At 70.9% G+C, this 22,092-nt stretch carries 21 protein-coding genes; 13 read left to right on the top strand and 8 right to left on the bottom strand.

The window, feature by feature from the left end; translation table 11 throughout:
- The first annotated feature begins 36 nt into the window (after positions 1–36).
- On the top strand, positions 37–720 hold the full coding sequence (locus tag AQI94_RS18430) for a glycerophosphodiester phosphodiesterase (protein WP_031053031.1): 684 nt from the start codon (positions 37–39) through the stop codon (positions 718–720).
- A gap of 41 nt (positions 721–761) precedes the next feature.
- On the opposite strand, the gene AQI94_RS18425 is transcribed toward AQI94_RS18430, so the two are convergent.
- Positions 762–1,298: a GNAT family N-acetyltransferase gene (locus AQI94_RS18425; RefSeq protein WP_031053028.1), complete on the bottom strand. Its 537-nt coding sequence runs from the start codon at positions 1,296–1,298 to the stop codon at positions 762–764.
- Positions 1,299–1,369: 71 nt separating this feature from the next.
- On the opposite strand from AQI94_RS18425, the gene AQI94_RS18420 reads away from it, so the two are divergent.
- Entirely contained in the window at positions 1,370–1,762 is a 393-nt protein-coding gene (locus AQI94_RS18420) for a VOC family protein (RefSeq protein ID WP_031053025.1), read from the top strand.
- Positions 1,763–1,869: 107 nt separating this feature from the next.
- Positions 1,870–3,192 carry a diacylglycerol/lipid kinase family protein gene (locus AQI94_RS18415; protein ID WP_062229824.1) on the top strand — a complete coding sequence of 441 codons (1,323 nt, stop codon included), beginning with the start codon at positions 1,870–1,872 and terminating at the stop codon, positions 3,190–3,192.
- Between the two features lie 60 nt (positions 3,193–3,252).
- Here AQI94_RS18415 and AQI94_RS18410 read toward each other — a convergent pair whose 3' ends face one another.
- The 3 genes from AQI94_RS18410 to AQI94_RS18400 all read right to left on the bottom strand — a co-directional run bounded on the left by AQI94_RS18410 (position 3,253) and on the right by AQI94_RS18400 (position 8,122).
- Complete coding sequence (locus AQI94_RS18410) at positions 3,253–5,847, bottom strand: cellulosome protein (RefSeq protein WP_031052136.1); 2,595 nt, start codon at positions 5,845–5,847, stop codon at positions 3,253–3,255.
- Positions 5,848–5,972: 125 nt separating this feature from the next.
- Positions 5,973–6,512: a MarR family winged helix-turn-helix transcriptional regulator gene (locus AQI94_RS18405; protein ID WP_031052133.1), complete on the bottom strand. Its 540-nt coding sequence runs from the start codon at positions 6,510–6,512 to the stop codon at positions 5,973–5,975.
- On the bottom strand, positions 6,509–8,122 hold the full coding sequence (locus AQI94_RS18400) for an FUSC family protein (protein WP_062229823.1): 1,614 nt from the start codon (positions 8,120–8,122) through the stop codon (positions 6,509–6,511). The genes AQI94_RS18405 and AQI94_RS18400 overlap by 4 nt, the downstream gene beginning before the upstream one ends.
- 160 nt (positions 8,123–8,282) lie before the next feature.
- Between AQI94_RS18400 and AQI94_RS18395 the strand changes: the two genes are divergently transcribed.
- The 4 genes from AQI94_RS18395 to AQI94_RS18380 all read left to right on the top strand — a co-directional run bounded on the left by AQI94_RS18395 (position 8,283) and on the right by AQI94_RS18380 (position 11,601).
- Positions 8,283–8,825: a DUF5134 domain-containing protein gene (locus AQI94_RS18395; RefSeq protein WP_031044806.1), complete on the top strand. Its 543-nt coding sequence runs from the start codon at positions 8,283–8,285 to the stop codon at positions 8,823–8,825.
- A 325-nt stretch (positions 8,826–9,150) separates the two neighbouring features.
- Positions 9,151–9,822, top strand: a complete 672-nt coding sequence (locus tag AQI94_RS18390; RefSeq protein WP_031044807.1) for a phosphatase PAP2 family protein — start codon at positions 9,151–9,153, stop codon at positions 9,820–9,822.
- A 185-nt stretch (positions 9,823–10,007) separates the two neighbouring features.
- Positions 10,008–10,700: an HAD family hydrolase gene (locus AQI94_RS18385; RefSeq protein WP_031044810.1), complete on the top strand. Its 693-nt coding sequence runs from the start codon at positions 10,008–10,010 to the stop codon at positions 10,698–10,700.
- 226 nt (positions 10,701–10,926) lie between these two features.
- On the top strand, positions 10,927–11,601 hold the full coding sequence (locus AQI94_RS18380; protein WP_031044811.1) for a TetR/AcrR family transcriptional regulator: 675 nt from the start codon (positions 10,927–10,929) through the stop codon (positions 11,599–11,601).
- Here AQI94_RS18380 and AQI94_RS18375 read toward each other — a convergent pair.
- Positions 11,589–13,091 carry an LVIVD repeat-containing protein gene (locus AQI94_RS18375; protein WP_031044812.1) on the bottom strand — a complete coding sequence of 501 codons (1,503 nt, stop codon included), beginning with the start codon at positions 13,089–13,091 and terminating at the stop codon, positions 11,589–11,591. The two genes, AQI94_RS18380 and AQI94_RS18375, sit on opposite strands and share 13 nt — an antisense overlap.
- Before the next feature lie 106 nt (positions 13,092–13,197).
- Between AQI94_RS18375 and AQI94_RS18370 the strand changes: the two genes are divergently transcribed.
- Positions 13,198–13,854, top strand: coding sequence for a DUF305 domain-containing protein (locus AQI94_RS18370; RefSeq protein WP_031044815.1), 657 nt, complete (start codon positions 13,198–13,200; stop codon positions 13,852–13,854).
- Between the two features lie 37 nt (positions 13,855–13,891).
- Here the strand turns inward: AQI94_RS18370 and AQI94_RS18365 are convergent, their stop codons facing one another.
- Complete coding sequence (locus AQI94_RS18365) at positions 13,892–14,359, bottom strand: DUF6214 family protein (RefSeq protein WP_031044817.1); 468 nt, start codon at positions 14,357–14,359, stop codon at positions 13,892–13,894.
- A gap of 189 nt (positions 14,360–14,548) precedes the next feature.
- Here AQI94_RS18365 and AQI94_RS18360 point away from each other — a divergent pair, with 189 nt between their 5' ends.
- Together AQI94_RS18360 and AQI94_RS18355 are read left to right on the top strand one after the other, a co-directional pair.
- Positions 14,549–15,892, top strand: coding sequence for an FAD-dependent oxidoreductase (locus tag AQI94_RS18360; RefSeq protein ID WP_031044822.1), 1,344 nt, complete (start codon positions 14,549–14,551; stop codon positions 15,890–15,892).
- A 105-nt stretch (positions 15,893–15,997) separates the two neighbouring features.
- Entirely contained in the window at positions 15,998–17,386 is a 1,389-nt protein-coding gene (locus AQI94_RS18355; protein ID WP_031044825.1) for a nucleobase:cation symporter-2 family protein, read from the top strand.
- On the opposite strand, the gene AQI94_RS18350 is transcribed toward AQI94_RS18355, so the two are convergent.
- Entirely contained in the window at positions 17,306–17,659 is a 354-nt protein-coding gene (locus AQI94_RS18350) for an ArsR/SmtB family transcription factor (RefSeq protein WP_031044827.1), read from the bottom strand. The genes AQI94_RS18355 and AQI94_RS18350 overlap by 81 nt on opposite strands.
- A gap of 181 nt (positions 17,660–17,840) precedes the next feature.
- Between AQI94_RS18350 and AQI94_RS18345 the strand changes: the two genes are divergently transcribed.
- Both AQI94_RS18345 and AQI94_RS18340 read left to right on the top strand, forming a co-directional pair.
- Complete coding sequence (locus AQI94_RS18345) at positions 17,841–18,920, top strand: NADH:flavin oxidoreductase/NADH oxidase (protein WP_031044829.1); 1,080 nt, start codon at positions 17,841–17,843, stop codon at positions 18,918–18,920.
- A 285-nt stretch (positions 18,921–19,205) separates the two neighbouring features.
- A complete protein-coding gene (locus AQI94_RS18340; RefSeq protein ID WP_031044832.1) occupies positions 19,206–19,385 on the top strand; it encodes a hypothetical protein in 180 nt (59 codons plus the stop codon).
- 4 nt (positions 19,386–19,389) lie between these two features.
- On the opposite strand, the gene AQI94_RS18335 is transcribed toward AQI94_RS18340, so the two are convergent.
- Positions 19,390–20,652, bottom strand: coding sequence for an extracellular catalytic domain type 1 short-chain-length polyhydroxyalkanoate depolymerase (locus AQI94_RS18335; RefSeq protein ID WP_199814321.1), 1,263 nt, complete (start codon positions 20,650–20,652; stop codon positions 19,390–19,392).
- 453 nt (positions 20,653–21,105) lie between these two features.
- Here AQI94_RS18335 and AQI94_RS18330 point away from each other — a divergent pair, with 453 nt between their 5' ends.
- Positions 21,106–22,083, top strand: coding sequence for a pectate lyase family protein (locus tag AQI94_RS18330; protein WP_031044837.1), 978 nt, complete (start codon positions 21,106–21,108; stop codon positions 22,081–22,083).
- The last annotated feature ends 9 nt before the right edge of the window (positions 22,084–22,092 follow it).

Below are 22,092 nucleotides of genomic sequence, written 5' to 3'. Positions count from 1 at the left end.
TGCACCGAGCCGCCGTCGACGGAAGCGAGTTGAACCTTGAACTTCCTTACCATCGGTCATCGCGGAGTCATGGGTACCGAACCCGAGAACACCCTCCGTTCCTTCGTCGCCGCCCAGCAGGCCGGCCTCGATGTCATCGAACTCGATCTGCATCTGAGCAAGGACGGCGCCCTCGTCGTCATGCACGACACCGACGTGGACCGCACGACCGACGGAACCGGCCCGATCGCCGAGAAGACCCTCACCGAACTGCGCGCCCTGGACGCGGGCCGCGGGGAACGCGTCCCGGTGTTCGAGGAGGTCCTGGACGCCGTGCGGTCGCCGCTCCAGGCCGAGATCAAGGACATCGCGGCGGCCCGCGCGCTCGCCGAGGTCATGATCCGGAGGGATCTGGTCTCCCGGGTCGAGGTGTCCTCGTTCCACGACGAGGCGATCGCCGAGATCGGCCGCCTGGTGCCCGGTGTCCGGACCGCGCTGATCGGCAGCCGGTTCGGCCCCGACATCGTGGAGCGTGCCGTCGAGGCCGGTGCGGAAACGGTCTGCCTGAACATCCGCCGGCTGACCCTGGAGGTCGTGGAGGCGGCCCGCAAGGCGGACCTGAAGATCATCGGCTGGGTGGTGAACACCCAGGACCAGCTGCGGCTGGTGCGGGCCCTGGGACTGGACGGCGCGACCACCGACTACCCGGAGATCAAACGCACCGGCCGCTTCACCGCGTGAGCCGCGGGACGCCCGGCGCTCACGTCATCGCGGGAGGGACGTCACACCAGCGGCTTGACCAGCAGCTCGAACTGCAGGTCGTCGCGCTGCGGAACGCCGAAGCGCTCGTCGCCGTACGGGAAGGGCGTCATCCGTCCCGTACGGCGGTAGCCGCGCCGCTCGTACCAGGCGATGAGGTCCTCGCGCACGGAGATCACGGTCATGTGCATCTCGGTGACGTCCCAGGTCTCCCGTGCGATCCGCTCCGCCTCCGCGATGATCACCTTGCCGAGGCCCCCGCCCTGGAGGGTGGGGCTGACCGCGAACATCCCGAAGTAGGCGTGGGTGCCCCGGTGTTCGAGCTGGCAGCAGGCGACGACCCGCCCGTCCCGCTCCACCGTCAGCAGCCGGCTGTCGGGCGACTTGATGACCGCGAGCACACCCTCCGGGTCCGTCCGCTGCCCCTCCAGGATGTCCGCCTCGGTGGTCCACCCGGCCCGGCTGTCGTCCCCGCGGTACGCCGACTCGACCAGCGCGACCAGCGTGTCCACGTCGGCGTCGGTGGCGTCACGGAAGGTGAGGCCGGCGGTGGTCTCCATGGGGCGCATCTCCACTTCAGGGGCACGACTCGGGCACGGTCGAGAGTAACGCCCCGGATAGGCTCGCCCGCATGGTGCACGTACTGAGCGGCCGCGTCCTGCTGCGGCCCACGGATCCGGAGCGTTCCCGGGTCTTCTACGGCGACCGGCTGGGCCTCGCCGTGTACCGCGAGTTCGGCACGGGCCCCGAACGGGGCACCGTCTACTTCCTCGGCGGTGGGTTCCTGGAACTGTCGGGACGCTCCGAGGCACCGCAGGGCGCGGACCTCCGGCTGTGGCTCCAGGTCCCGGACGTGACCGCGGCGCACGAGGAACTGGTGGCCAAGGGAGTCGAGATCGTGCGGCCGCCGGTCAAGGAGCCCTGGGGGCTGGTCGAGATGTGGGTGGCGGACCCGGACGGCATCCCGATCGTGCTGGTGGAGGTGCCGGCCGACCATCCGATCCGGTACCGGCCGGGCATCTGAACCCACCGTCCACCGGCCGGCATCACACCTGGTGCCGGCCGTTCCGACGCTTTGGATATGCTCCGCCGACCGCCGTGGCCCCAGGGCGTCGAGCAGTGGAGGAGCACATGAGCGTGGACGTGAACGCCCCGGCCTTTCGCAGGCAGAGATGGGCGGCCAGGACGTCCCTGGCGGCGGCCGCCCTCGCGGTCCTGCTGCCTCTCGGCTACGGCGGTCTCGGCGGCGTGCTGCTGCTGGCGGCCGGGCTCGCGGGCGCGGCCGTCACGGCGGCGGCCGTCTGGTGGACGCTGACGCGGCGCGGACCGGAGCGCTGGCTGGCGGCGGCCCTCGCGGTCGTCACTCCCGCCGCCGTCCTCGTGCTCTTCGTGCTCACCCTGGGATGGGTGCTCGTCCTGACGCCGGTGCTGTGGAGCGTGGCCGTGTGGAGCGGGCGGTACGCGCTGCGCAGCGCCGGCACCCGCCCGAAGCGGATGAAGGAGCACCGGGCGCGGTCCGTGCGGCGCCCCTTCCTGATCATGAACCCCCGTTCCGGAGGCGGGAAGGTCGAGCAGTTCCGGCTGCGGGAGAAGGCCGAACGCCTGGGCGCCCGGGTGGTGCTGCTCGACCCGGAGGAGCACCAGGACGTGACCGAGCTGGCCCGGGCGGCCGTGGCGGAGGGCGCGGACCTGCTCGGTGTCGCGGGCGGCGACGGCACCCAGGCGCTGGTCGCCGCCGTCGCCGCGGAGCACGACCTGCCCTTCCTCGTCATCTCCGCCGGCACCCGCAACCACTTCGCCATGGACCTCGGCCTCGACCGCGCCGACCCCTCGACCTGCCTCGACGCACTCACCGACGGAGTCGAACTCCGGGTGGACCTCGGCTTCGTGGCGGACCGTCCGTTCGTCAACAACGCCTCCTTCGGCGCGTACGCGGCGGTCGTCCAGAGTCCCGCCTACCGCGACGACAAGATCGGCACCACGCTGGAGCTCCTGCCCGATCTGCTCACCCGGCAGCGCGGCCCGCGACTGACCGCGCGGATCGAGGCGACCACGATCGACGGCCCGCAGGCCGTGCTGGTGAGCAACAACGCCTACCGCACCGGTGACCCCGTGGGCCTGGGCCGCCGTGAGCGGCTGGACTCCGGGCGGCTGGGCATCCTCGGTGTCCGGGTGGACAGCGCGGCCGAGGCGGCGGCGCTGCTGCTCGACCCCGCTCCGCAGGGCCTCGCGGTGCTGTCCGCGCGGGAGGTGGTCGTCGACGCCGACCACCCGGAGATCGAGGTCGGCATCGACGGCGAGGCCCTGGTCCTGCCCACCCCGGTCCACTGCCGTATCGCGCCGGCGGCACTCCGCGTGCGTGTCCCGAGGAAGCGGCCCGGCGTACCGGCGGCCCAACCCCGCCTGAACTGGCGCCGGTTGCGCAAACTGGCGGCCCCGGCCGGACGGTCCTGACCCGGCGCGGGGCAGGCTGAGAGGCCTGGCTGCGCCGAATCAGCGCAGACGCCCCCGGGGTCAGGCCGGGGCATCCCCCGGTGCGAGCGGTGTCACCGTGACCTGGTCGATGACGGGGGCGTGGGCGGAGCGCTGCCCGAACTCGTTCTTGGTGTCGCCGGCGAAGTCGGGGAGTTCGTCGGCGGTGAAGGTGAGCGTGTTGAGGCCCGGGCGCAGGGTGACCGGCAGGGACAGGTTCCAGAAGTTGTTGAAGTGGAAGGTGGTGGGGAACAGGACGCGACGGGCGGGGGCGCCGTTGACGGAGATGTCGGCGTGGCGGCAGACCGGGTCCGGGTTGTAGTGGGTGGACGGGGGCTGCTCGCCGTTGGAGTAGCGGATCGTCAGCGCGTGGCGTCCGGCGCGGTCCGCCGTGACCGTGAGGGTGAGCGCGTTCGCGGGCCCGGCACCGACGCCGTCGACCGCCTTGCCGCCGGTGGCGTACGGGTACCCGGTCACCGTCGCCGCGCCGGTCAGGACGCCTTCCTCGGCGGCGTACACGGTCGTGGGCAGCAGGCCGCGCGAGGGGGCGACGCGGAGCCGGTCCACGATCAGCCGGTCCGAGGTCCCGGTGACCGTGATCTTGTTGATGCCTCCGGCGAGGAAGAGCGGTACGGCGCCGCGCTCGACGCGCCCGGTCTCCTCGCCGTTGACGCTCAGCACGCCCTCTCCGGGCCCGAGCACGTCGACGGTCACGCAGGCCTCGCCGTCGTCGGCCGCGTACGCCCAGAAGGTGACGGTGCCGCCCCGCGGGAGCACGGTCACTCCGGGTCCCGAGGCGCCGCGGTGCGCGTGGCTGACCCGGGCCCCGCCGCCGAGGTCCGCGAACTCGGCGTCGTAGAGCGCGATGTCGTCCCCGTCCCGCAGCACGACGTCCAGCTTGTCGACGACCGCGTCCCCCTTGGTGACCCCGAGGTCGGGGTCCTGGGCCGCGAGGGTGATCCGGTGACGGCCCGCGGTCAGCTCCACCCGGGTGTCGGTGTGGCCCCACACCGCCCACTTGTAGCCGAGCGGCAGCCGCAGTTCGCGCGGGTCCTCGCCGTCGACGCGCAGGAAGACGTTGGTGGGGCCCTGCTCCCGCACCAGGTCGGCGAGATTGTGGGAGTTGGCGAAGACGACCAGGTCGTAGCTCCCGTCCTCCGGGACCTCGACGTCGAAGGCGAGCACGCCGTCCGAGCCGGTGCGCAGTCCGCCCACGTGGTAGCCGCCGGAGGTGGCGAACCGGTCGACGGCGGACGGCGACCCCTCGGGCCCGTTCTTCGAGTGACCGCCGCCCGTGTAGCCGGCGTCCTCGGCCTCGTACGTCCGCCTCCAGCGCACCGCGGGAGGCAGGGACACGGCCCCGTTGCCCCCCGGCGACAGGATCGCCTGGTAGGCGGACATCGCGTCCAGGTCGGCGAGGCTCAACGTCACTTTGCCCTCGTGGACCGGGAGTTCCTGGTCCAGCAGGCGCAACGGCTGGGCGCTGGAGCCCAGTTGTCCGGTCCAGGGAATCTCCACGAGACGCACGTGGACCACGTCACCGAACACCTCCGCGTCCACGCTCTCGAACACGATGTCCGCCCTACCGCCCGCACCCCCGAATAGTGCCCTGGCCTGGCGCTTCTCCCGGTCGAGGGTGGCGACGCCCTGGAGCGTGTACTGCACGTTGGGGTGCGGGGCGAGGACCCGGACGGTGTGCCCGGTCAGCTGTCCGTAGGCGTTGTACAGCCACCACTGGCCGTTGGCCCTGTTCGCCTCCACCGCCGAGTCGTTGAGGTTTCCGGCGATGTTCCAGTAGGCGAGGTCGGCGTCGACCTTCGACTCCTCGATCGCGGCGATCCACTGGATCATCTGGCCGGGGACGGAGACGTGGTAGTTGTGCGCGTACTCGTTGATGTTGACCGGAAGTGGGCCGATGCCCAACTCCCGTTCCAGTGCACGGTACTTGGCGATATTGGTGCGGACCTCGGCGGGCGAGGACAGCTCGTGCCAGGTGACGATGTCGGGCAGGACGTCGTGCGACTTCGCGAACTCCAGGAAGTCCCTGACCTCGGGGTACAGGACGCAGGTGTTGGGTCCGGCCACGCGGGCGTCCGGGTCGAGGTCCTTGATGAGGCGGTGGGCGGCCTCCCAGGCGGCGAAGTAGTGGTCCGGCGCGGTCCGCCAGGACACCCCGTCGTAGCTCCACTCCCCCTCGCCGAACATGTTGCCCTCGGGCTCGTTGAACGGCACGTACACGATGTGCGACCTCAACTCCCCCAGGTTCAGGCCGTGTTCGACCTGGCGGCGGATCACGTCCAGGTGCCCGGCGAGCCGCTCCTCGCCGGTGGCGCCCGGCCACTCGTACGGGAACCCCCGGTAGAAGTCGGTCAGATAGACGTAGACGTCCCTGCCGCCGGCCGCGACGAACGGCGGCAGGATCTCCAGGGCGTCACCGCCGGGATGCTGGGTGCCGTCCTGGGCCTTGGTCGTCACCGTCCGGGGGTACATGCCCTCGACCACGGCGCGGCTGGGCACACCGTCGCCGTACAGGCCGTAGAGCGTGCCGCTCGCTCCTCCGTGGAAGGGGCCGGTCCCGGTGCCGAGGTCGATGGTGAGCTTCTCGCGGGCGGGGCCTTCGGCTGCCACGGCATCCATCCTTCGTTCGACATTCCGTACGACCGTCGATGATCCGCACCGACCTGGACGAACGTAGGAAGCGCGGGTGGACCGCGTCAACAGGCAACGGGCTTCGAAACTTCCGAAACCGCAGGTCGCAGCTGTCAGGTGCGCAGCACGCCCAGGGTGCCCTCCAGCCGGCCGAGCAGTTCTCCCAGCCTGGCGGCGAGTTCGTCCCGCGCCTCGGGGGTCAGGACGGACAGTACGGCTGTCTCGTACTCCAGCTGCTCGGGCAGGATGCCGTCGACCAGGTCGCGGCCGGCGTCGGTGAGCCGGACGTGGGCGACACGGCGGTCGCGGGTGTCGCCCCGGCGCTCCACCAGGCCCCGCTCGGTGAGCTGCTTGAGCCGCTTGGTGACGGCGGCCCCTGAGGAGAAGGTCTCGCGGGCCAGGTCGCCGGGGGTGAGTTCGTGACCGGTGCGGCGCAGCGCGCCGAGCAGGTCGAACTCGGGACGGCTCAGCCCGGCGCGGCGCAGGGGGGCGTCCTCGGCCTGCTGGAGGAGGGCGGCACAGCGGTTGACGCGGCCGATGATCTCCATGGGACCGGTGTCGAGCCCGGGGTGGACGGTCTGCCACTGCCGGACGACCGCGGCGACGGTGTCGTTTCTCGTCGGGTCCGCCGGTCGTCCGTTCGGTGCCGTCATGGACGTACGCCCTCCGTTCTGTGGTGCCGGGTCGTCGCGGCGAGCGTACGGTGTCCGGCCTGCTCGGCGCGCACGACCCTCTCCTGGGGCAGGGCGCGCGGCCACCATTCGCCTGACGCGGCCTCGACAGTGGCACGCAGATCGACCAGGGCGGCGGCGAGGGCACGGCGGGCGGTGTCCAGCGCGCCGGGTGCGGGGTGCGGCTCGGCCAGGAGCCGGGCGGTGTGTTCGCGGGCGTGTTCCAGTGCGGCCAGTGACTGCTCGACACGGTCGCCCGCGCGCCGGTTGGTGACCGCTACGGCGGCCACGAATCCCACCAGCGCCCCGACGAGGGTGTCCATGACCCGCTCGGTGATCAGCCGGCCGGGCTCCTGGTATCCGGCGAACTCGGTGATGAGCAGGGCCATCGGGGTCACGCAGATACTGCCCAGCCAGTAGTTGCGGGCGATCAGCGCCTCGGCGCCGAAGTTGAAGGCGAGGCAGCACAGGACGAGCGCGGCGGGCCCGAGGTGGGCGAGCGGGACGACGGCGGCGAACACCAGCACCCCGACAAGGTTGCCGACGACCCGCTGGACGCCCCGGCTCCAGGTGAGGGTGACGTTGGCCTGGTAGAGGGAGGCCGCGGTGACCAGGGCCCAGTAGGGGCGGCCGACGCCGAGCGCGAGGGAGGCGTAACCGGCGAGGGCGCAGCCCAGGGCGGTGCGTACGGCGATCGGGGCGAGCATGCGCCACACCGGGTGGGCGGGGGCGGCGAGCTCGATCTCCACGCCGAGGAGTTCGTCGTCGTCCGCGGCCTGCGGGACCGGTGCGGTGCCGCGCAGTGCGCGGGCCCAGGTGCGCAGGCGGTCCGGGTCGGCGTCGGCGGGGGCGGCGAGGGCGACCTCGGCGCGGACGACGAGGCGTTCGAGGGCACGCCGGGTCTCGGAGCGGGCTCCGGCCGACAGGAGGGTCTGCCAGGCGGCCTGCACGGCGGTGTGGGCGGTTCCGCTCGACTGGGGGTGCGGGTTCTTCGCGTACGCGGCGGCCGCGTCCAGGGCGCGGGCGGTGGCGCGTCGCTCCGGACCGTGCGGCCGGAACAGGCCCGGTGCCATCCCCACCAGCCAGGCCCAGGCGCCCGTCGCGAGGGCCAGGGCGAGGTGGCCGGGGACCTGGGCGAGGGTCTGCGGGGCGAACAGGGAGGCGGAGCTGATGAAGGTGAGGACCACATGCCCCGGCGGGCCGATCCGGGTCGCGTCGCAGAGCGTCTTCTGCACGGCGGCCACCAGTGCGCCGACGGTGACCAGCACGACCGCGCTGCCGGTGAGCGAGGCGGCGACCAGACCCGCGCCGAGGCCGGCGACCATGCCGAGCACCACCCAGGCCAGGGTGCGGGCACGGGCTGCGTAGGGCCGGTTGTGGGCGTACAGCGCGCATAGGGATCCGGCCATGGTGTACATCGCCAGGTCGAGCCGGCCGAGGGCCAGCAGGGTCAGGTTGGGCGGGGCGACCGCGACCACCACGCTCAGGGCGGGCTTGAACCAGATGTCCGAGGGCCGGCCGAGGCGCAGCACGCCGGCCAGCGGAAGGCGGCGTACGCGCGGAGTGCCGGGGTGGGGGGTCGCACTGCCCATGAGGTAATACCTTAGCAAGTGTTTTACCTGTAAACGAGGTGAGGATCATCACCCTGACCTGCCGTGCTCCGCCGCACGCTCCCCGCGTACACCCTTGCGCTCGATTGCGCGCCGCATGGCCCGGGCATTCCTTGACCGACGTCGAGCGGGGGAGGTTGGCGTGCACGGACCGGCTTCGTCCGGCTGGCTGCTGGTGGCGCTCTGCGCGGCGACCGGGGCGTACTGCCTGCTGCGGATGCGCAGTAGCGTCGAGGAGCAGCGCCGGGCCGCGGGCGGCGAGGCGCTGATGGGCTTCGGCATGGCCGCGATGGCCGTACCGGCCGCGGTGTTCACACCCCCGTCGTGGGCCTGGCCGCTCTATACGGCGGTGTTCGGCGCGGCCGCGGTGCGCGCGCTGTGGGCGGCGCGCACCAGCACCCGTCATCTGCACCACCTGGTGGGGGCGGGGGCCATGGTCTACATGGCGGTGGTCATGGCGGCCTCCCCCGGACACCACGGCGGTACGGGAGTCCCCGCGGTGACGGGCGCGCTCCTCCTCTACTTCGCGGGGTACGTCCTGCTGTCCGGCGTCCGCCTGATACCGGTGCTGATGCCGGTGACCGCCGGTGGCGGCACCGTCGGCTGGGGCGACCGTCCCGAACTCGCGCGCGCGTGCCGGTTGTCGATGGGCATCGCGATGGTGACCATGCTGCTGACGCTCTGACGCTCCGACGGTCTGACGCGCGCGGCTGCGGCTGCGGCGGCTCGTGCGGCTTGGCCGCGGCCAGGTTTCGGGCCGGGCTGGGCCGGGCTGGGCTTCGGCGGCCGAACTCCCTTTCCGTACCCGGTCCGGGGCCCTTCGCCCCCCTGCCGACGATCAAGACGGCACCGGGCGGACGGGCATGGACCCGTGGAAAACAGGGAACCCGGCATGACCACACCCCCCACGGCGAACAACCGGACATGATCGCGGGCCCGGACATCGGCCGGTCCGGCCCACCCGCGCCCGGGATTCGCCTCCCACCACACCGGTCGGCGAGGATCGCAGCATGCACACCCCGTCCGTCGACTCCCCGCCCCGCCCGCCGGAGCACCGGACCGCAGCCCGCGCGACCGGTGTCCTCGCCCTGTGCTCGGCGCTGCTGCTCGTCCTGGTCGTGGTCGAGTGGCATCCACTGCTCACCGTGGACGGCGACATCGCCGACACCACCCACCGCTGGGCGGTCGACGAACCAGGGCTCACGCACGCCTTCCGCATCCTCACCGACTGGGTCTGGGACCCCTGGGCGATGCGCGTCCTGGCAGCGGGCGCGGCGGTCTGGCTGGTGTGGCGCCGCAACGCCCGCTGGGCCGCCGTATGGCTGGTGGCCACCTGTGCGCTGGGCACACTGGTCCAGCAGGTCCTGAAGGCCGCGGTCGGCCGCGAACGCCCTGTCTGGCCCGACCCCGTCGACACCGCGCACTTCGCGGCCTACCCGTCGGGCCACGCGCTGACGGCCACGGTCGTGTGCGGCCTCCTCCTGTGGCTCCTCCACCACTACGGCGTCGGCCGCGCCGTGTGGCGCACGGCGCTGGTTGTCGGCGTGATCTCTGTGGTGGGTGTCGGCCTCACCCGCATCTGGCTCGGCGTCCACTGGCCCTCCGACGTGCTCGGCGGCTGGCTGATGGGCGCGATGCTGGTGACGCTGGCGGTGACGGTCCACCAGCGACACCGGCCGTGACTGACGGCCCGAGCAGGGCCGGACCGGGCCCGCGTCGAGCATTCCGGCCGGTTCACCCACCAGGTGGCGTTCCGGTTCTGCGACGGGTGCGGGGAGCGGTCGATCGTGCGCGCGGCGGCTTTCGTCCGCGTGTTCCGCGGTACCGCACTGCCCCGGGGCGGATCGCCGGCTCGTAGGATCACCGCATGACCGCCGTCCTGTTCGACTTCTCGGGAACCCTCTTCCGGATCGAGTCCACCGACTCCTGGCTGAGGGCCGCCCTCGACCAGGCGGGACTCCCCCTCGCCGAGGACGAGGTGACGCGACTCGCGCGGGAGCTGGAGCACGTGGGGGCGCTGCCCGGTGGGGTGGCGCCGCGGGTGCCGATGCCGGACGGGCCGGCCGCCGTGTGGGACGTCCGGGACGAGAGCGCCGAACTGCACCGGGCCGCGTACACCGGGCTCTCCCGGCTGGTCACGCTGCCGGATCCCGCCCTGCACGACGCGCTCTACGACCGGCACATGCTCCCCGCCGCCTGGCAGCCGTATCCCGATGCCGCCGAGGTGCTGCGCGCACTTCGCGAGCGCGGGACGAAGGTGGGTGTGGTCAGCAACATCGGCTGGGACCTGCGCCCGGTCTTCCGCGCACACGGACTCGATCCGTACGTCGACGCGTATGTGCTGTCGTACGAACACGGTGTCCAGAAGCCGGACCCACGGCTGTTCAAGACCGCCTGCACGACGCTCGGTGTCGAGCCCCGGGACGTTCTGATGGTCGGCGACGACCGGCGGGCGGACGGCGGTGCGGCGACCCTGGGCTGCGCGGTGCACTTCGTGGATCACCTGCCGGCGGACCAGCGCCCCGACGCACTGCGCGCCGTCCTCGACCTGGTGGACTGAGGCCCGCGACCCCGGTCGAAATCGACCTCGGGAAACTGGCCGAAAACGGGGTGGTCACCCCGCCGGGAAGGTCGCCTGAGGACACCATTGGGGCGTATGCTCGCCCACCCTGGACGATCCCCCGCGTCGCCCAGAGCAGGCGGCAGCCCCGACCAGGCCTTTTACGAGCCGGTCCGGACGCACTGAGTATAGTTGGCTGATAGCCAGTCAACGCAGGAGTTACAGCATGTCCCCGCGCAGCGCCTCGGTCAACGAAGAGTTGCGCCGCCGTTCCCGGGAGCGGCTCCTGCAGGCGGCGATCGAACTGGTCTCCGAGCGCGGGTACGAGGCCACCACCCTCGGCGACATCGCGGACCGGGCCGGATCGGCGCGCGGTCTGGTGTCGTACTACTTCCCCGGCAAGCGCCAGCTCGTGCAGTCCGCGGTGCACCGGCTCATGCACCGCACGCTGGAAGAGGCACTGGAGCGCGAGCCGTGCACCGAGGACGGCCGGGAGCGGATGGCCCGTGCCATCGACGCGGTGCTGGGCCTGGCCCGGGACCGGACGGTGCTGATGCGCCAGCACATGGCGGGACTGCTCGACACCGAGGGCTTCGTGCAGTGCCCGGAGCAGCAGCGCCTGGCCGAACTGCTGCGGGACACGATGGAACGGCACGGTTCGCAGACGGTCGAGACCGACTACCCGATGCTGCGCTCGCAGCTCATGGGCGCGGTCTACGCGATGGTCGTACCGAACGTCCCGATGCCGATCGCGACCCTGCGCGCCGAGTTGTTCACCCGCTACCGGCTCGACTGGGAGCAGGGCGTCCCGCCGGGCACCGAGGCACCCGACGGGACGTGCGACAGGGATCTGTCGCGGTTCTTCGAGACGAGCCCGGAGGCCGGGGATCAGTCGAAGTAGTCCGGCTGCGTCTGGACGTTGAGCTCGCCGAGCCGCACCTTCCTGGCCGGGTCCGTCCGCTTGTCGCTGAGCTTCAGGACGTCGAAGCCCTTGGCGATGTCGTTGGAGTAGATGTAGCCGTTGTAGTAGTACGCCGACCAGGCCCCGCCGGTCTGCATGGTGCTCGTGTTGAGCGGCCCGCGCTCGAAGTAGGCGATCTCCCGGGGCTTCGACGAGTCGGTGAAGTCCCAGACGGACACGCCTCCCTGGTACCACGCCTGGACCATGAGGTCCTTGCCCTTGACCGGGATCAGCGAGCCGTTGTGGGCGACGCAGTTCTCAGTGTCGGCCTGGTAGCGAGGGATCTTGTAGTAGCTGCGGAAGACCAGCTTGCGCTGGTCGCCCTTGCCGACGATGTCGTAGATGCCGTCGGCGCCACGGTTCGGGCCGATCGCCGCGTTGCAGGTGGCCGCGCCGCCGCCGCCCAGCTCGTCGGTGAAGACGACCTTGTTCGCCTTCTGGTTGAAGGTCGCCGAGTGCCAGAACGCGAAGTTCACGTTGTCCTGCACCCGGTCGATGACCTTCGGGTTCTCCGGGTCCTTGACGGAGAACAGGATGCCGTCGCCCATGCAGGCGCCGGCCGCCAGGTCCTTGTCGGGGAGCACCGTGATGTCGTGGCAGCCGGTGGTCTTGGAGACGCCCGGGTTGGTGGGCGAACCGGGGTTGCCGCCGCCGTCGGGGCCCTCGCCGGGGAAGAGCACCGGGAAGCCGACGACCGCCGCCTTCTCGGGGGCGTTGCGCGGCACCTTGATCACGGAGATGCCGTCGTGCGGCGGCTGGCAGTCGGGGTAGGTGGCGCTCGGTGAGTACGAGGAGACGTAGATGTACACGTTCCTGCGCTCGGGGACCAGCGTGTGGGTGTGCGAGCCGCAGGCGGTCTCCACGGCGGCGACGTACTTCGGGTTCCTCTTGTCGCTGATGTCGAAGACCTTCATGCCCTCCCACGACGACTTCTCGGTCGCGGGCTGGGTGGTGCTGCTGCAACTGCTGTCGCTGCGCGAGGAGTCGGTGGACAGGAACAGCAGATTGCCGGAGACGGAGATGTCGTTCTGCGAGCCCGGGCAGAGCACCTGGGCGATCGTCTTCGGGGCCTTCGGGTTGCTGATGTCGAAGACACGGAAGCCGTCGTAGTTCCCGGCGAAGGCGTACCTGCCCTGGAAGGCCAGGTCCGAATTGGTGCCGGGCAGTGCGTCCTTGGGGATGTTGACGAGGTGCTCGATGTTGCCGGAGTGGACGATCTCGTCCTGGCCGGGTATCTCGCCGTCGGCGATCGCCGCCTTCACCTCGGCCTCGGTGCTCTTGGAGACGCCCTTGCCCGTCGTCGGGCCGTCCCCGGGGTCGGGGGTCGCGACGGCGGGTCCTGCGGTCAGCAGCGCGGCCAGGAGACCGGCGGCTGCCGCGGCAACTCCCAGGCGTCTGTGGCGGGTTCGGGACTCTTGCAACAGGATCACTGTTTTCCTCCCTGTGCCGTTCATGGGAACGGTTCACGCGTCACCGCAGTATCGTCTTCACCATGCACAGATCAACAGGGGGCAACGAAATCGTCATGAGGGGACCATGGTGACCACTGTGCTTTTCCGCCGCGCGCCGTACGCGGCGGCCGCCCTGGCCGCACTGACCGCACTGACCCTCGCGGGCTGCGACTCCGGCGCCGACCCCAAGTCCGCCTCGGCGACCGGCCCTTCGGTACTGGCGCCCGGCAAGCCCGGTGAGGCGAACCGCACCCTGTCCGCGCAGGACGCGCAGGACCAGCGGGCCGACGACGACACTCCCAACTCGGCCGACGTCTCGTACGCGCGGATGATGATCGCGCACCACGCCCAGGCCCTAGAACTGACCGAACTGGCCCCGCAGCGCGCCGAGTCGGTGAAGCTCAAGGCGCTCGCCGAACGGATCTCGGCCGCCCAGGGGCCGGAGATCGACGCGATGAGGGCCTGGCTGAAGGAGTACGGCCAGTCCGAGAAGAGCGACGCCCACGCGCACGCCAGGATGCCGGGCATGGCGACCGAGGCTCAGTTGGAGAAGTTGCGCGCGGCGAAGGGGAAGGCCTTCGACGAGCTCTTCCTCACCCTGATGATCACCCACCACGAGGGGGCGATCACCATGGCGACGGATGTGAAGGGGCAGGGCAACAACATCCGGATCGAGGAGATGGCGGACGACGTGGTGGCCCAGCAGACGAGCGAGATCAACCGCATGCGGAACATGCTCTGAACGGGCCGTTGAGGTCGGGCGCCCCCGACCGGTCCGTTCAGCGCCGTGCGTGACGAGGTGTCAGGAAGCCGGCGTCGCGCGCCTGCGCGATGAGCCGGAGCGACCTGCGGCGGCTGTGCCCGGTCGCGCACATCACGGCGAGGACCGGGTCGACACCGTCCTCCTGGGCGGCCTGGTACTCCTGCGCGACCAGCCACCGCCCCTCCAGGCCGCGCGGCCAGGCCGGGCGCGCACGACGCGGTCCGGCCTCGCCGTCCGCCCCGGCCGCCCGCTCGGGCTCCCTCCCGCACGCGGCGAAGAGCGGCCCCTCGATCCAGTCCGCGAGCACGCCCAGGTCATCCAGCGACAGGGCGGGCATCGCGCGTACGTCCTCCAGGCAGACACCGTCCCGGGCCACCACGGCGAGCGCGTCGACCCGGGCGCCGTCGGAGAAGACCAGCCGGACGTGGAACCACGCCATCGCGCCGGCGTCCTCCCGCACTTCCCACGCGGGCCACACGGACACGCTGCCGTCCGTCGGACAACGATCAGAAAGATTAAGAAAGGATGCTTCTAGCACACACGCAACGTAACCGCATGATCACATTCCATACGAACGGACACGCACGCCCAGGTCCCTCCGGCACCCTGTCAGAGCAGCACCGGCGGTGCGATCCTGGTGGTGTCAGCGACTCCTCCCGTAAGGAGTTCCGCCGTGCTGCGTGTCGCCGTGGTCGGCTCCGGGCCCAGCGGGTGCTACACCGCCCAGAGCCTCGTCCAGCAGGACCCCGATGTGCTCGTCGACGTCCTGGACCGGCTGCCCTGCCCCTACGGCCTGGTGCGCTACGGGGTGGCACCGGACCACGAGAAGATCAAGTCGCTCCAGACCACCCTGCGGACGATCCTGGAGCACGAGCGGGTGCGGTTCCTCGGCGGTGTCGGGATCGGGCCCGGCGGGGTGCCGGCCGCGCGGTTGCGCGAGCTGTACCACGCCGTCGTGTACTGCGTGGGCGCCGCCACCGACCGGCATCTGGGGATCCCCGGCGAGGAGCTGCCGGGCAGCTGGTCGGCGACGGAGTTCGTGTCCTGGTACAGCGCGCATCCCGACTCCGCGGCCGACGGTTTCGTGGCCGGCGCCCGGTCCGCGGTCGTCATCGGTGTGGGCAACGTCGCCGTCGACGTGGCGCGGATGCTGGCGCGCGGGGTGAGCGAGCTCAGCCCGACCGACATCCCGCATCCGGCACTCACCGCGCTGGCGGCCAGCCGGGTGACGGAAGTTCACATGGTGGGCCGGCGGGGCCCTTCCCAGGCCCGGTTCACCACCAAGGAGCTCCGCGAGCTGGGTTCGCTTCCGGACACCGAAGTGGCCGTGCGCCAGGAGGAGTTGGCCCGGGACCCGGCCTGCCTCGACCCCTCCGCCCTGGCCGCGCCGCAGCGCCGGAACGTGGAGGTGCTGCGGGGCTGGGCGGCCGCGGAGCCTCGGCAGTCCGCCCACCGGATCTCGTTGCGGTTCTTCCTGCGCCCCGTCGAACTCCTCGCCGACAAAGGCCGCGTGGGCGCGGTCCGCTTCGAGCGGACGGTGCCGGACGGGCGCGGCGGAGTGCGCGGCACCGGTGAGTTCGAGGACATCGAGGCCCAGTTGGTGCTGCGCTCGGTGGGCTATCGCGGAATGCCCGTGGAGGGGCTGCCGTTCGACCCGGAGAGCGGCACGGTGCCCCATGTCGACGGCCGTGTGCTGCACGCCGGTTCAGCCGTCCCGGGAGAGTACGTGGCCGGCTGGATCAAACGCGGCCCGACCGGCGTGATCGGCACCAACCGCCCGGACGCCAAGGAGACGGTCGGCTCGCTCCTTGCGGACGCCCCCACGCTCGTACACAAAGACCTGCGCGAGGACCCGCTCGTCGCCCTGCGGGCAGCGGGCGTCGAACCCGTGGAGTGGGCGGGCTGGTGCGCGATAGAGCGGGCGGAAGCGGAGCTCGGCAAGTCCCTGGGCCGGGGTGTGGTGAAGCTCCCGGACTGGCGTTCCCTGATGAACGCGGTGAACGGACAGGTCCGCTAGGAGGAAGAAGACCCGAGCGGCCGTCGCGCGCTGACCCGCACCGGGCAACGAACCGGCAACACCCCCGAAATCAACAAACTGTTCAACACCCTTACGGTCTCGGACATGGCTCAAACCACTCCAGTGCACCCCGTGGACGAAGTGCCCCCGGTACGCGGGCTCGCCGTCTTCGGCCTCCAACACGTGCTCGCCATGTACGCGGGCGCCGTGGCCGTCCCGCTGATCGTCGGCGGTGCGATGAAGCTGTCACCGGCGGACCTGGCGTATCTGATCACCGCCGACCTCCTGGTGTGCGGCATCGCCACCCTCATCCAGTGCGTCGGCTTCTGGCGCTTCGGCGTACGGCTGCCGATCATGCAGGGCTGCACCTTCGCGGCCGTGTCCCCGATGGTCCTGATCGGCACCACGGGCGGCGGACTCCCGGCGATCTACGGCTCGGTGATCGTCGCGGGCCTCGCGATCATGCTGCTCGCCCCGGTCTTCGGCAGGCTGCTGCGCTTCTTCCCGCCGCTGGTCACGGGCACGGTGATCCTCATCATCGGTATCTCCCTGCTGCCGGTCGCGGGCAACTGGGTGGCGGGCGGCGCCGGATCGGCGGACTTCGGCGCACCGAAGAACATCGCACTGGCCGTCTTCGTCCTGGCGGTGGTGCTGGGGCTCCAGCGGTTCGCGCCCGCGTTCCTGAGCCGGATCGCCGTACTGATCGGCATCGCGGTGGGCCTGGCGGTTGCCGTGCCCTTCGGGTTCACGGACTTCGACGGGGTCGGGGACGCGGACTGGGTCGGGATCAGCACGCCGTTCCACTTCGGGGCGCCGACCTTCGAGTTCTCGGCGATCGTGTCGATGCTGGTGGTGGCGCTGGTGACGATGACGGAGACGACCGGTGACCTGATCGCGGTCGGCGAGATGACGGACCGCAAGGTCGAACCGCGATCCCTCGCGGACGGCCTGCGCGCGGACGGCCTGTCGACCGTGCTCGGCGGCGTCTTCAACACCTTCCCCTACACGGCCTACGCGCAGAACGTCGGTCTCGTCGGCATGACCCGGGTACGCAGCCGCTGGGTCGTCGCCACGGCCGGCGGCATCCTGGTCCTGCTGGGCCTGCTGCCCAAACTGGGCGCGCTCGTCGCGGCGATACCCGCGCCGGTGCTGGGCGGGGCGGGCCTGGTCATGTTCGGGACGGTCGCGGCGAGCGGCCTGAGGACCCTCGCCCAGGTGGACTTCAAGGGCAACGACAACCTGACGGTGGTGGCCGTCTCGGTGGCCATGGGCGTGCTGCCGGTCGGCGTGCCGACGATCTACGAAAAGTTCCCCGACTGGTTCCAGACGGTGATGAACAGCGGCATCAGCGCGGGCTGCCTCACGGCGATCGTGCTGAACCTGCTCTTCAACCACCTTCCGGCGAAGGCCGGTTCAGCCGCTCCCGACCCGGACGGCCTGGCGGGCGGCGGCGTCGAGGAGGGTGTCGAGCAGTCCCGGGAAGAGATCGTCTAGGTCGTCCCGGCGCAGGCCGTTCATCTTGGCGGTGCCCCGGTAGATCTGCCGGATCACTCCGCTCTCGCGCAGCACCCGGAAGTGGTGGGTGGTCGTCGACTTGGTGACGGGCAGATCGAAGTGCGAACAGGAGAGCTCGTCGCTGACCGCGGCGAGCTCTCGCACGATCCGCAGGCGCATCGGATCGGAGAGCGCGTGCAGGATGCCCTCCAGCCTGATCTCGCCGCGCTCCGGATGCGGAAGGGCACGACTGCTGACGGCGGGAGAGGTCACGACGGCTCCACTTCTCCGGGTGTCCCGAGGACTTGCCCGGTCCTCCCGGGGCTTTCCGGACGCGGGGACCGGCCCGGAGCACCCATTGTACGAGACCTCTCGTAGTTTGACATCCAACGTACTACGATGCCTATCGTACGAGTCGACCACCACCGGTCCCCCGTGACGAATGGAGCCCGCCGTGAGCGCCCTCTTCGAGCCCTTCACCCTTCGCGACGTGACGATCCCGAACCGGGTGTGGATGCCGCCGATGTGCCAGTACTCGGCCGCTCCGGAAGGTCCCGACGCCGGCGCCCCGAACGACTGGCACTTCGCGCACTACGCGGCCCGCGCGGCCGGCGGCGCGGGCCTGATCGTCGTCGAGGCCACCGGCGTCAGCCCGGAGGGTCGTATCACCCCCTACGACCTCGGCATCTGGAACGACACCCAGGTCGAGGCGTTCCGCCGCATCACCCGCTTCCTGGTCTCCCAGGGCACGGTCCCGGGAATCCAGCTCGCCCACGCCGGCCGCAAGGCCTCCACCGACCAGCCCTGGAAGGGCGGCGCACCGCTCTCCCCGGACGCGCGGGGCTGGCAGCCGCTTGGCCCGAGCGCGCTGGCGTACGACGAGAACCACCCGGTACCGGCCGAGCTGACGGCCGATCAGATCAGCGAGGTCGTCGACCAGTTCGCGGACGCGGCCCGTCGCGCCCTCGCCGCCGGTTTCGAAGTCGCCGAGATCCACGGTGCCCACGGCTATCTGATCGGCAACTTCCTCTCCCCGCACAGCAATCAGCGCACCGACGCGTACGGCGGCTCGTACGAGAACCGCACCCGCTTCGCACTGGAGGTCGTCGACGCGGTGCGCGAGGTCTGGCCCGACGACAAGCCCCTCTTCTTCCGCATCTCGGCGACGGACTGGCTGGAGGAGGGCGGCTGGACCGCGGACGACACCGTCCGCTTCGCCCGCGATCTGCGGGCCCACGGCATCGACCTCCTGGACGTCTCCACCGGCGGCAACGCCTCGGGCGTCCGCATCCCGGTCGGCCCCGGCTACCAGGTCCCATTCGCCGCCCGCGTCAAGGCGGAGACCACCCTCCCGGTCGCCGCGGTCGGCCTCATCACGGAGACCGAACAGGCCGAGAAGATCCTCGCCAACGGCGAGGCGGACGCGGTGCTGCTGGGTCGTGAGCTGCTGCGGAACCCGTCCTGGGCGCGGCATGCGGCGCGCGAGCTGGGCGGGGACGTGCATGTGCCGGACCAGTACCACCGGTCGGTCTGACGCCGTTTCGGCAAAGGACCTTCGGCGCAGGGGGCGTGGGAAGTAGGCTCCTCTGCGCACGGTCGGTTCGCCGACTGCGACGGGAATGGGTCCGGCGTCCCTTTCGGGCGCGTCCGCCGAGCGATCGGCGGTGCGTCAATCGCGACAACTTCACACGCGGCCTGCACGCCGGCAGGGCCTCAGTTGATCACCGTATGTACCGGGTGGTCGGCCTGAGACACCTGCCATCCCGCCTGCGGCTCGCGCTCGGTTCGATCACCCTCCCTCGCGGAGGAGGCCCCGAGCATGGAGTCGCGGATCGTCCTGGACATCCTGGGCGCGGCAAGCGTGGTGTCCGTGTTTCTGTACACCCTCACCGGACTGCTCGACCAGGTGCGGGGTCTGCTGCGCTCCTGGCACGCCGTCCGGCGGGACGCCCGCGCACTGCGCCGGAACATCCCGCCGGAGGACCGCGACGGCCGGTGAGCCGTCAACTCGCCGTGCAGGTCTTTCCGTTGAGCGTGAAGGACCCCGGCGCGGCACTGTTCCCGGCGTGGTTCGCCTGGTAGCCGATGCCGATACTCGCGTTCGGCGCGATCGTGCCGTTGTACGTCGCGTTCGTCCCGGTCACCGCGCCGGAGCTCGGGGCGTACGTGGCGCCCCAGCCGTTGGTGATGGTCTGGCCGGTGGGGAGGGTGAAGGACAGCTGCCAGCCGTTGATCGCGGTGGTGCCGGTGTTGGTGATCGTCAGGGACGCCGTCAGCCCGGTGCTCCAGGCGTTGGTCGTGGCGGTCACCTTGCAGGCGCCCGGCTGGGGCTGGGGTGCCGGGCCCGAGCCGTCGAGGCCGAAGAAGGTGAGGGCGCGGGCGGCCATTCCCGTGGTGTAGAGATTGTGGCCGACGCCCTGGAGGCTGATCGCCTCGACGGGGGCCCGGTCACCCGTGGCGCCGTAGCGGGTGCGGGTCCAGCCGGAGACGGGCGTGTCCGTGGCGGCCGGCGTCTGGCTGACGCCGAGGACGTTCGTCCACTGCTTGATCTCCTCGCCGAAGTTGGGGTAGCGCAGCACGTCGTCGGTGGTGCCGTGCCACACCTGCATGCGCGGCCGGGTACCGGTGTAGCCGGGGTAGGCGGCGCGGACCAGGTCGCCCCACTGCTGCGGGGTGTGCGTGACGGTGCCGCCCGAGCAGGCGCTGTTCCACTCGGAGCCGTCGGTCGTGGCGAAGCAGCCGAAGGGGACGCCGGAGAACGCCGCGCCCGCCGCGAACACGTCCGGGTAGTCGCCGAGCAGGACGTTCGTCATCATCGCGCCGGAGGAGATGCCGGTGGCGTAGATCCTGGCGGTGTCGGCGGAATAGGTGCGCACCGTCCAGTCGATCATCGACTTGATGCCCACGGGGTCACTGCCGCCGCCCCGCTTCAGCGCCTGCGGCGAGGACACGTCGAAGCACTTGCTGGACCGGGTCACCGAGGGGTAGACCACCACGAACCCGTAGGTGTCGGCCAGTCGGGCCCACTCGGTGCCGTTGTACATGGCCGGTCCCGAGCCGGTGCAGTAGTGGACGGCGACGACGACCGCCGGGTGCGCGGTGACGTTGCCCGGCACATACAGGTACATCTGGAGATTGCTGGGATTCGTACCGAAATCGGTGACCTCGGTGAGGGTCGCCGTGGGGACGGCCTCCGTGCGGGCGGATGCGGTGGGGGCGGCGGCGAAGAGCACCGCCACGAGTAACGACAGCAGGACCGCCGGCACCGAACCCAGCGGCCTCCTCGGAGTGATGGACACGTCCTTGCCCCTCTCTCTCGGAAGGATCAGCAGGGTGAGCACCGGGCCGCCGACGACCGTACGCATGGATGGAGTCGGCACCTGCCCACCCCCTCGGAAGTTCTGGTGGACCTCTCGGAAGGGAAGCGTCCGGCGAGCATGGTGGCATGCACATGGCCGCCATGGAAGCGCTCCCACGCGTCGAAAGTATTCGCTCGCGCCCACCGCCCCCTCCCCCACCAGCGTGGCCGAATGTCTTCTGCGCAAAGCGTTGACCAGAAAGCGCTTACCCCCTACGTTCCGTTCAGCGATGTGACCGACTCGCCTCACCGGGTCCGGGCATTGCTGCTCTGCACTGCGTACGCCGTTCAAGCTTGCGAACAACCATCACGTACATGACCGATCAGGCACCATGCAGGCACCACGAAGGGACGCACCCGCATGCGTACTCGCCCCCCACGTACACACGCGCAAAGATCCGCTCTGGCCGCCGGTGCGGCCGCGCTCGCGACGGCGGCCGCCCTGGCCGTCCCGCAGCCGGCCGGGGCCGCCGAGACCTCCCCCATCGGTTTCGGCGCCGGCACCACCGGCGGCGGCAGCGCTTCCGCGGTCACCGTCTCCACCCTGGGCGCCTTCAAGACGGCCGTCACCGGCAGCACGGCGAAGGTCGTCAAGGTCAACGGCCTGATCTCGCTGAGCGGCACGGTCGATGTCGGCTCCAACACCACGGTGCTGGGCGTCGGTTCGTCGTCCGGCTTCACCGGTGGCGGGCTGCGGCTGAAGAAGGTCACCAACGTCGTGGTCCGCAACCTGAACATCAGCAAGCCCCTCGCGCCCGCCGACGGCATCGAGGTGCAGGCCTCGACAAAGGTATGGATCGACCACAACTCCTTCTCGGCGGACCGCGATCACGACAAGGACTACTACGACGGTCTGCTGGACATCAACCACGGCTCGGACAACGTCACGGTGTCCTGGAACACCTTGAGGGACCACTTCAAGGGCTCGCTCGTCGGCCACAGCGACAACAACGCGAGCCAGGACACCGGTCATCTGAAGCTGACGTACCACCACAACTGGTTCAACAACGTCAACTCGCGCATCCCCAGCCTGCGTTTCGGCACCGGGCACTTCTACGACAACTACGTCGTCGGCGCCGAGACCGCGGTGCACTCGCGCATGGGCGCCCAGATGCTCGTGGAGAACAACGTCTTCCGGAGCACCGGAGTCGCTGTCACCACGAACCGGAACAGTGACGTGGACGGATACGCCAACCTGCGCGGCAACGACCTCGGCGGAGCCGCCACCGAGGTCTCCCAGGTCGGCACGTTCACCACCGCTCCGTACGGCTACACCGCCGAGCCCGCCTCCTCCGTCGTCGCCTCGGTGACCGGCGGCGCGGGCACCGGAAAGCTCTGACCTCCCCCC

It is taken from the genome of Streptomyces pseudovenezuelae (assembly GCF_001513955.1).
In the GTDB taxonomy this organism is placed as follows: domain Bacteria; phylum Actinomycetota; class Actinomycetes; order Streptomycetales; family Streptomycetaceae; genus Streptomyces; species Streptomyces pseudovenezuelae.
Note: the sequence above shows the minus strand (reverse complement) of the source record. Positions and strands in the feature narration are given on the sequence as shown.

What these genes read in the sequence shown, in the direction of transcription:
- AQI94_RS18410 (WP_031052136.1), bottom strand. Translation starts at nt 5,847, where the DNA reads ATGGATGCCGTGGCAGCCGAAGGCCCCGCCCGCGAGAAGCTCACCATC.
- AQI94_RS18415 (WP_062229824.1), top strand. Translation starts at nt 1,870, where the DNA reads ATGAGCGTGGACGTGAACGCCCCGGCCTTTCGCAGGCAGAGATGGGCG.
- AQI94_RS18405 (WP_031052133.1), bottom strand. Translation starts at nt 6,512, where the DNA reads ATGACGGCACCGAACGGACGACCGGCGGACCCGACGAGAAACGACACC.
- AQI94_RS18380 (WP_031044811.1), top strand. Translation starts at nt 10,927, where the DNA reads ATGTCCCCGCGCAGCGCCTCGGTCAACGAAGAGTTGCGCCGCCGTTCC.
- AQI94_RS18390 (WP_031044807.1), top strand. Translation starts at nt 9,151, where the DNA reads ATGCACACCCCGTCCGTCGACTCCCCGCCCCGCCCGCCGGAGCACCGG.
- AQI94_RS18420 (WP_031053025.1), top strand. Translation starts at nt 1,370, where the DNA reads ATGGTGCACGTACTGAGCGGCCGCGTCCTGCTGCGGCCCACGGATCCG.
- AQI94_RS18425 (WP_031053028.1), bottom strand. Translation starts at nt 1,298, where the DNA reads ATGGAGACCACCGCCGGCCTCACCTTCCGTGACGCCACCGACGCCGAC.
- AQI94_RS18385 (WP_031044810.1), top strand. Translation starts at nt 10,008, where the DNA reads ATGACCGCCGTCCTGTTCGACTTCTCGGGAACCCTCTTCCGGATCGAG.
- AQI94_RS18400 (WP_062229823.1), bottom strand. Translation starts at nt 8,122, where the DNA reads ATGGGCAGTGCGACCCCCCACCCCGGCACTCCGCGCGTACGCCGCCTT.
- AQI94_RS18340 (WP_031044832.1), top strand. Translation starts at nt 19,206, where the DNA reads ATGGAGTCGCGGATCGTCCTGGACATCCTGGGCGCGGCAAGCGTGGTG.
- AQI94_RS18370 (WP_031044815.1), top strand. Translation starts at nt 13,198, where the DNA reads ATGGTGACCACTGTGCTTTTCCGCCGCGCGCCGTACGCGGCGGCCGCC.
- AQI94_RS18355 (WP_031044825.1), top strand. Translation starts at nt 15,998, where the DNA reads ATGGCTCAAACCACTCCAGTGCACCCCGTGGACGAAGTGCCCCCGGTA.
- AQI94_RS18330 (WP_031044837.1), top strand. Translation starts at nt 21,106, where the DNA reads ATGCGTACTCGCCCCCCACGTACACACGCGCAAAGATCCGCTCTGGCC.